This window comes from Oscillibacter sp. CU971 (assembly GCF_905219725.1).
Taxonomy (GTDB): Bacteria; Bacillota; Clostridia; order Oscillospirales; family Oscillospiraceae; genus Oscillibacter.
In genome coordinates this window covers 1-8,171 of record NZ_CAJMXG010000130.1, presented here as the reverse complement: position 1 = coordinate 8,171, position 8,171 = coordinate 1, and the positions used below count along the sequence as shown (strand labels likewise).

Sequence of the window (8,171 nt, the reverse complement as noted above, 5' to 3'; positions counted from 1 at the left end):
CCTCACCCCTTACTCCCTATTTTATCATCTTTACATGAAAAAGTCTGCCGGTAGGCAGACTTTTTCGACAAGCTGGGAGGTCTGCCGCAAAACGGCAGACCTCCTTCTATATCACACGCAGGGACACATTGCCTGAGGCAGACCCAGGCGGTACGGCGGTTTCCACAAGCGGGAAACTCCCGGTCCGCCCCGCGGACCGTTCCCTTTGCGAAGGGAGCCGGCCCTGTTCCGCTCACAGCCTCGTCACAACGGGAATGACCATGGGACTGCGCTTTGTCGTTTTGAACAGGTAGCTGCTGACGGCGGACTTCACCACGCCCCGGAGCTCCCCGTCGTCCCGCCCGCGCTTGCGGGTGACGGACTCCGCCGCGTCCATGGCGATGCCCTGAAGCTCCTTCATCAAATCCCCGGACTCCTTCACGTAGATGAAGCCCCGGGTGACGATCTCCGGCGGGCTCAGCAGGCCGCCGTCGTGGCTGGAGGTGGGCAGGACCACGACGACCATGCCGTCCTCGGCCAGGCGCTTGCGGTCCCGCATGACCACGGCGCCCACGTCGCCCACGCCGGAGCCGTCCACGTAGACCTCCCCCGCAGGTACCGCGCCGCTGGCTTTCAGCGTCTTGGCCGTCAGCTCAATGACGCTTCCGTTTTCCGCGATGGCGATGTGGTTCCGGTCCAGGCCCATCTGCTGGGCCACCTGGCTGTGGATCTGGAGCATCCGCTGCTCGCCGTGGAGGGGGATGAAGAACCGGGGCCGGGTGAGGGCGTGGATGATCTTCAGTTCCTCCTGGCAGGCGTGGCCGGAGACGTGGAGCATGTCGGCCTTGTCATAGACCACATGGACGCCCTTGCGGAACAGCTCGTTGATGACCCGGCTCACCGTCACCTCGTTGCCGGGGATGGCGGAGGCGGAGATAATCACCTTGTCCCCGGGCCCCACCTCCACCTGCTTGTGGGTGGAGAAGGCCATGCGGTACAGGGCGCTCATCTCCTCGCCCTGGGAGCCGGTGGTGACAATGACCTGTTTGTTTTTCGGCAGACTCTTGATTTTATTGATGTCCACCAGGGTGTTCTTGGGAACCTTCATATAGCCCAGCTCTGTGGACACCCGCATGATGTTCTCCATGGACCGGCCCGTGACGGCCACCTTCCGCCCGTGGGCGGCGGCGGCGTCCAGCACCTGCTGGACGCGGTGGACGTTGGAGGCGAAGGTGGTGACGATGATCCGCTCCTCGCAGCCCTGGAACTGGCGCATGAAGGTCTGGCCCACGGCCCGTTCGCTGAGGGTGTAGCCCGGGCGCTCCACGTTGGTGGAGTCGGCGCAGAGGGCCAGGACCCCTTCCTTCCCCAGCTCGCCCAGCCGGGCCAGATCGATGACCTCCCCGTCGATGGGGGTGGAGTCGATCTTGAAGTCTCCCGTGTGGACCACGGTACCCATATGGGTGTGGATGGCGAAGGCCACGGAGTCGGCGATGGAGTGGTTCACATGGATGAACTCCACGGTGAACTTCCCCGCCCGGACGGACTTGCCCGGCTCCACGGTGATGAGCTTGGTGCTCTTGACCAGGCCGTGCTCCTCCAGCTTCAGCTGGATGAGGCCCGCGGTAAACCGGGTGCAGTAGATGGGCATGTTTACCTGCTTGAGGACGTAGGGAATGGCTCCCACATGGTCCTCGTGGCCGTGGGTGATGAACAGGCCCCGGATACGGGCGCGGTTTTTGATGAGGTAGGTCACGTCGGGGATGATGCAGTCGATGCCGTACATGTCGTCCCCGGGGAAGGCCATACCGCAGTCTACCACGATGATTTCCCCGCCGTACTCATAGGCGGTCATGTTTTTGCCGATTTCATTCAGGCCGCCCAGAGGGATAATTTTCAGTTTTTCTGCCATAGATTGTAGAACTCCTTACCAATATAAAAAGATGTACTGCGGCCCTGTATCCGGCGTCTGGGCACAGCAAAGAAGAGACGCCCTCTGTCCGCCCGGCCCCGTTACGCCGGCGGAGGTTTGGCAGCGTCCTGTCGCAACCGAATATGAAAGCCGCTTTGAGCTTGAAAAGCCCTATATTATTTGACCAGCCGGGAAGCGCGTCCCGCCCTGGAAAAATACCGATATCAGCGCCGGGGACCCGCCCCGGCGGAACCGCCCCGGGCGCCCTGAACGGGCCGCCGGAACGTCAACTCGATATAGTATAGCACAGGAAAACCCGTTTGTATACAAAAACTTTTCGAAATCCGCCGGAAGATTGACGGCTCCTGGAAAATATGCTATCATATTCTCCAAATGCCGCGCTCAGATTCCGCCGCCGCCGGCGGAGGGGCGGAGCTTACAGGGGAGGTGCGTTTATGGGCGTCCACGACGGGCACCGGGACCGGATGCGGAAGCGCTTTTTGGAAAATGAGCTGAACGGCTTCGCGGACCACGAGGCCCTGGAGCTGCTGCTCTATTACGCCATCCCCAGAGGAGATGTGAATCCCCTGGCGCATGCCCTGATGGACCGGTTTGGAAGCCTTTCCGGCGTGTTCTCCGCGCCTGTGGAGCTGCTGGCCCAGGTGAAGGGCGTTGGAACGCAGACGGCGGTGCTGCTGCGCCTGGTTCCCCAAATCGCCCAGAGGGCCCGCCTGACGGACCTGGAGCGGGAGCTGGCGCTGAACACCCGGGCTCGGGTGGGGCAATATCTTCTGGAGCTTTTCTCCCGGGAGCGGAACGAGGCGGTGTATGAGATCTGCCTGGACGGAAAGGGAAAGCTGCTGGCCTGCCGCCGCCTGGGGGAGGGCAGCGCCTCGGCGGTGAACCTGGACATCCGCCAGATTGTGCAGAACGCCATCACCTTCTGCGCCAGCTCCGTCATTCTGGCCCACAACCACCCCAGCGGCGTGGCCCTGCCCTCCCAGGCGGACCAGGGGGCCACCCTTCGGGCCAAGGCGGCGCTGGAGTCTATAGACGTGCGGCTGGAGGATCACATCATCGTGGCGGACGGTGAGTATGTGTCCTTCTCCGAGTCGGGCTACTTGGGGTAAGCGGGTCCTGCTTTTGAAAAATATATCGAACAAACGTTGTAATCCGGCGGGCTTTGTGGTAAGATAACAACCGATCGCTTCACTGAAATCCCACCGGCAGGAGGTCCTCATGCCAAAGTTTCAAGTCGTATCCGAATACCAGCCCTCCGGCGACCAGCCGGAGGCCGTCGCCGCCCTGGCGGCGGGCATCGAGAGCGGGCTGAAGGAGCAGGTCCTCCTGGGCGTCACCGGCTCCGGCAAGACCTTCACCATGGCCAAGGTCATTGAGGCCGTCCAGCGGCCCACCCTGGTGCTGGCCCACAACAAGACCCTGGCGGCCCAGCTCTGCGCGGAGTTCAAGGAGTTTTTCCCAAACAACGCCGTGGAGTACTTTGTGTCCTACTACGATTACTACCAGCCGGAGGCCTATATTCCCCACACGGACACCTATATCGCCAAGGACGCCTCCACCAACGACGAAATTGACCGCCTCCGCCTCTCCGCCACCTGCGCCCTGCTGGAGCGGCGGGACGTCATCGTGGTTTCCTCCGTCTCCTGCATCTACGGCTTGGGGGAGCCCGATGACTTCGCCAAGATGGTGGTCTCCCTCCGGGCGGGGGCGGAATGGGACCGGGACGAGCTCCTCCGGCGGCTGGTGGAGATCCGCTATGAGCGAAACGACATCGCCTTTGAGCGGAACATGTTCCGGGTCCGGGGGGACACGGTGGAGATTTACCCCGCCTATTACAAGGACAAGGCCATCCGGGTGGAGTTCTTCGGGGACGAGATCGAGCGGGTCAGCGAGTTCAACCCCATCACCGGCTCCGTGAACCGGGTGCTGAACCACATTGCCATCTACCCCGCCAGCCACTATGTCACCACCAAGGACAAGATGGACCGGGCCATCGGGGAAATCCGCCGGGAGATGGAGGAGCAGGTCCAGGCCTTTACGGAGAACAACCAGCTGGTGGAGGCCCAGCGCATCCGCCAGCGGACGGAATACGACATGGAGATGATGGCGGAGCTGGGGTATTGCTCCGGCATTGAGAACTACTCCCGCATCATCTCCGAGCGGCCCCAGGGCTCCGCCCCCATGACCCTGCTGGACTTCTTCCCCGACGACTTCGTGCTGTTTGTGGACGAGAGCCACGTCACGCTGCCCCAGGTCCGGGCCATGTACAACGGGGACCACGCCCGGAAGGACTCCCTGGTGAAATACGGCTTCCGCCTCCCCTGCGCCTATGACAACCGGCCGTTGAAGTTCGAGGAGTTCGAGGGCCGCATCGGACAGGCCGTCTTTGTCTCCGCCACCCCCGGCCCCTATGAGCGGGAGCGGGCGGACCAGGTGGTGGAGCAGGTGATCCGCCCCANAGGACTGCTGGACCCCCGGGTGGAGGTCCGGCCCGTCACCGGGCAGATCGACGATTTGATGGAGGAGATCAACGCCCGGGCGGCCAGGGACGAGCGGGTGCTGGTGACCACGCNGACGAAAAAAATGGCGGAGGACCTGACGGAGTATTTCAAAAACGCNGGCATCAAGGTCCGCTATATGCACTCCGATGTGGAGACCATCGAGCGGATGGAGATCATCCGGGATCTGCGGCTTGGGAAGNTCGACGTGCTCATCGGCATCAACCTTCTGCGGGAGGGGTTGGACCTTCCCGAGGTCAGCCTGGTCGCCGTGCTGGACGCGGACAAGGAGGGCTTCCTCCGGTCCGAGACGTCCCTGATTCAGACCATCGGCCGGGCGGCCCGGAACGCGGAGGGCCTGGTTATCCTCTACGAGGATACCATCACCCCCTCCATGCGGGCGGCCATGGATGAGACGGAGCGCCGCCGGGGGATTCAGGACCGCTTCAACCAGGAGCACGGCATCGTCCCCAAGACCATCATCAAGGGGGTCCGGGAGGTGCTGGAAATCTCCACCACCGCCGAGGACGAGACCACCCGGGCCCGCCACCACCGCAAGCTGAACAAGCAGGAGCGGGACGCGGAGATCAAGCGCCTGGAAAAGGAAATGAAGGAAGCCAGCAAGATGCTGGAATTTGAATACGCCGCGGTTCTGCGGGACCGGATCATCGAATTGCGGGGGGAGAAATAAGCGGGCAAGGAGCGAAATATGGACGGCAGGGTATTGGTTTGCTGCAAAAGCGTAACCGGCTTCACCCGGCGGTACGCCGGGGTGATTGCCCGCGAGGCAGGCGGCACGCTGATGGATTGGAAGGATGTCTCCGCGAAAACGGCGGCTCCCTATGAAACCATGGTATTTGGCGGAAGATTTCGCGCCGGGACGGTGGACGGGCTGAAGCGGGCAAAAGCGATCGCGCGGTCAAGCGGGGCGGCGCTGATGGTCTTTGCCACAGGCGNGATGCCCGCCGGGGCGGCGGAGATGGTGCTGCGGCAGACCTGGGAGAAAAATTTCACGGCGGACGAGCTGGACCGGATTCCCCATTTTTATATGCCAGGAGGGCTGTGCTATGAAAAGATGCCGCTGTTGGACCGGGCGCTGATGAAAACCTTTGCCGCCGTGATGAAGCGGCATCTTAAGGGAAAAGANGAACTGTCGGAGCAGGACCGGGAATTCGTTCGTATGATTTCCACGTCCTATGATCTCTTCTCCGAGGATTTCGCCAACCCCTTGATCGCCCTGTTGAAAAAGACGGAGGATGGGAAATGAAATACGATTGGCTGGACGAATACCTCCTGTCCCTTCCCGGGGCGGAGAAGGACTATAAGCCCGAATGGGCCTGGTTCCGGTATAGGATCCGGGGTAAGCTCTTTGCCGCCGTCTGCTCCCCCCAGGGGATGAAGGACGAGGCGTATAACGGGCACGACCTGGTGAACCTGAAATGCGAGCCCGACCGGAGCGAAATTCTCCGGGCGGCCCACCCGGAAATCCTGCCGGGGTTCTACTGCGACAAGCGCAGCTGGATCGCCTGCCTTTTGGACGGGGGCCTGCCGGATGAAACCCTCCGGGAGCTCTGCGCGGAGTCCCACGGGCTGGTTTTGAAGAAGCTGCCCAAGTATGTGCAGCGGGAGATTTTGGGAGAATAGATGGAGACGCAAAAAAGAGCCCCGGCCAGCGCCGCGATTCTGGCGGCGGCGGCCCTGTGGGGCATGATCGGCTTATGGAACCGGACGCTGATGGCGGCGGGCCTTTCGCCTCTTTCCATCGTCGTGGTGCGGAACCTGGGGGGAATGCTTCTCCTGGCGGCGTTCTTCGCCGTGAAGGACCGGAGCGTCTTCCGGGTGGAGCGGCGGCACCTCAAATATTTTCTCGGCACCGGCGTGGTCAGCGTGGTGTTTTTCACCGTGTGCTACTTCTCCTGCCAGAAGCTCTGCTCCCTGGCGGCGGCCTCCATTTTGCTCTACACCGCCCCCTCCTTCGTGGTGATTCTGTCCGCCGTTTTGTGGAAGGAGCCGGTGACCGGGAAAAAGCTCCTGGCCCTGGGCCTGACCCTGCTGGGCTGCGCGTGCGTCTGCGGCGTGTTCAGCGGCGGGCTGTCCGTCACGATCCCCGGCGTCCTCCTGGGCCTGGGGTCCGGGTTCTTCTACGCGCTGTACAGCATTTTCGGCCGCTACGCCCTGGCCCACTACCCGCCCCTGACGGTGACGGTCTGGACCTTCCTCTTCGCGGGCCCGGCCTCCCTGGTCCTGCTCCGCCCGGCGGAGCTGGCGGGAGTTTTCGGGGGGAACCCCGGCCTCTGGGGGACGGCCCTGGCTCTGGCGGTGTTCTCCACCGCCATACCCTACCTTCTTTATACCTGGGGCCTTGCCCGGACAGAGCCGGGGAAAGCCTCCATCCTGGCCAGCCTGGAGCCGGTGGCGGCCACCCTGACGGGCGTGCTGGCCTTTGGCGAGACCCTGGGGCCGCTGACGGCCCTGGGGATTCTCTGCGTCCTGGCGGGCGTGATCATTTTGAGGTGAACCATGGCAAAGAAAAAGGACGAGAAAACCAATGTAATGCGCATCCTGGACCAGAAAAAGATCCCCTATACCCCCCATTTCTATGAGGAGGAAGAGGGCCCGGAGGGCACCCGGGACTATGGCGTCCATGTGGCCCAGGCCCTGGGGCAGGACCCCAAGCGGGCCTTTAAGACCCTGGTGGCCAAAGGAGCCTCGGGGACCTATCACGTGTTCGACATCCCCACGCCGGACAGCCTGGACCTGAAAAAGGCGGCCAAGGCGGCGGGGGAGAAATCCATCGACCTTCTGCCGGTGAAGGATATCACCGCCGTAACGGGGTACATCCGGGGCGGATGCAGCCCGGTGGGCATGAAGAAGCAGTNTCCCACCATTTTCCACCAGACGGCCCTGGAGTTTGAAACCATCTACGTGTCCGCCGGGAAGATCGGCGCCCAGGTGGAGGTGGAGCCCCGGGCTCTGCTAGACCTTCTCCGGGCGGAAACGGCGGATATCGTCGTTTAAGAGGGCGANGCCCAAGCGGAAGCCGACGGCGAAAGACGCCGGGGCCCAATGCTGGTAGTAGTCTAGGAGCCCATCGACGATACGATAGCGAACCTTTCCGTCAATGGGAAAAGTCCCCAGCCATTTTTCCAGCTCCGCCTCGTCAAACCCGTGCCCCATTTCCCTTAGTATGGTTTCGCCGTAGGTATCAAAAAGTCTTTGTTCGACTGCAAGCATAGCCAACCCCCAAAAAGTGAAGTGAAATGTCATATTTTTATTATATGACATTTTGCGTCGCGTGTCAAGGAGAAATTTTATGAATCAACTGGAGATTTTAGGCCATCGCCTTCAGATTCTCCGTAAGGAAAAAAAGCAGCGGCAAAAGGATATGGGGGATTTCCTCGACATGACGCTCCGCAATTATCAGAGAATGGAAAAGGGAGAAATTAACGTCCAAGCCTTGACATTATGCACCCTGGCGGATTATTTTGGAGTGAGTACCGATTATCTGCTGGGGCGGTCTGAGGAGAGATAGGGGGAAACCTGGGGGAGGGCGGACACACAGGTCCGCCCCTACAGGGTGTCCTATCGGGAGAAGGATGGGCCCGGAAGGAATGGCCTACCGGGAGAAGGGCAGTTCCTGGAGAATGGCCTGACCAGGGGGTCAGGCCCCACAAAGAGAGTTTTCCGGTCTACCGGAATATTTCCATTATGGAAATGGTCTACCGATAGAAGGGTGGGTCCCACAGTGTCCTATTGAGAGA

The 8,171-nt window shown here is 61.6% G+C and carries 8 protein-coding genes; 7 read left to right on the top strand and 1 reads right to left on the bottom strand.

All coding sequences use genetic code 11. The features are described 5' to 3' along the window. Window positions 1-232 precede the first annotated feature (232 nt). Window positions 233-1,891 carry a ribonuclease J gene (locus tag JX325_RS09925; protein ID WP_204790989.1) on the bottom strand — a complete coding sequence of 553 codons (1,659 nt, stop codon included), beginning with the start codon at window positions 1,889-1,891 and terminating at the stop codon, window positions 233-235. A gap of 455 nt (window positions 1,892-2,346) precedes the next feature. Here JX325_RS09925 and JX325_RS09920 point away from each other — a divergent pair, with 455 nt between their 5' ends. The 7 genes from JX325_RS09920 (at window position 2,347) to JX325_RS09890 (ending at window position 7,942) form a co-directional block, all read left to right on the top strand. After that, window positions 2,347-3,021 carry a RadC family protein gene (locus JX325_RS09920; RefSeq protein ID WP_204790988.1) on the top strand — a complete coding sequence of 225 codons (675 nt, stop codon included), beginning with the start codon at window positions 2,347-2,349 and terminating at the stop codon, window positions 3,019-3,021. A 109-nt stretch (window positions 3,022-3,130) separates the two neighbouring features. Then, entirely contained in the window at window positions 3,131-5,101 is a 1,971-nt protein-coding gene (gene uvrB / locus JX325_RS09915; RefSeq protein ID WP_204790987.1) for an excinuclease ABC subunit UvrB, read from the top strand. A gap of 18 nt (window positions 5,102-5,119) precedes the next feature. Continuing rightward, on the top strand, window positions 5,120-5,677 hold the full coding sequence (locus tag JX325_RS09910; RefSeq protein WP_204790986.1) for a flavodoxin domain-containing protein: 558 nt from the start codon (window positions 5,120-5,122) through the stop codon (window positions 5,675-5,677). Next, a complete protein-coding gene (locus JX325_RS09905; RefSeq protein WP_204790985.1) occupies window positions 5,674-6,054 on the top strand; it encodes an MmcQ/YjbR family DNA-binding protein in 381 nt (126 codons plus the stop codon). Before JX325_RS09910 ends, JX325_RS09905 begins: the two co-directional genes overlap by 4 nt. Further along, on the top strand, window positions 6,055-6,927 hold the full coding sequence (locus JX325_RS09900) for a DMT family transporter (protein ID WP_204790984.1): 873 nt from the start codon (window positions 6,055-6,057) through the stop codon (window positions 6,925-6,927). It abuts the gene before it with no gap. 3 nt (window positions 6,928-6,930) lie between these two features. Then, a complete protein-coding gene (gene ybaK, locus JX325_RS09895) occupies window positions 6,931-7,428 on the top strand; it encodes a Cys-tRNA(Pro) deacylase (protein ID WP_204790983.1) in 498 nt (165 codons plus the stop codon). Window positions 7,429-7,723: 295 nt separating this feature from the next. Then, the gene (locus JX325_RS09890; protein ID WP_204790982.1) at window positions 7,724-7,942 is read left to right on the top strand and encodes a helix-turn-helix domain-containing protein; all 219 of its coding nucleotides are present in this window, start codon (window positions 7,724-7,726) and stop codon (window positions 7,940-7,942) included. Window positions 7,943-8,171 lie beyond the last annotated feature (229 nt).

What these genes read in the sequence shown, in the direction of transcription:
- JX325_RS09925 (WP_204790989.1), bottom strand. Translation starts at nt 1,891, where the DNA reads ATGGCAGAAAAACTGAAAATTATCCCTCTGGGCGGCCTGAATGAAATC.
- JX325_RS09920 (WP_204790988.1), top strand. Translation starts at nt 2,347, where the DNA reads ATGGGCGTCCACGACGGGCACCGGGACCGGATGCGGAAGCGCTTTTTG.
- JX325_RS09905 (WP_204790985.1), top strand. Translation starts at nt 5,674, where the DNA reads ATGAAATACGATTGGCTGGACGAATACCTCCTGTCCCTTCCCGGGGCG.
- JX325_RS09900 (WP_204790984.1), top strand. Translation starts at nt 6,055, where the DNA reads ATGGAGACGCAAAAAAGAGCCCCGGCCAGCGCCGCGATTCTGGCGGCG.
- JX325_RS09890 (WP_204790982.1), top strand. Translation starts at nt 7,724, where the DNA reads ATGAATCAACTGGAGATTTTAGGCCATCGCCTTCAGATTCTCCGTAAG.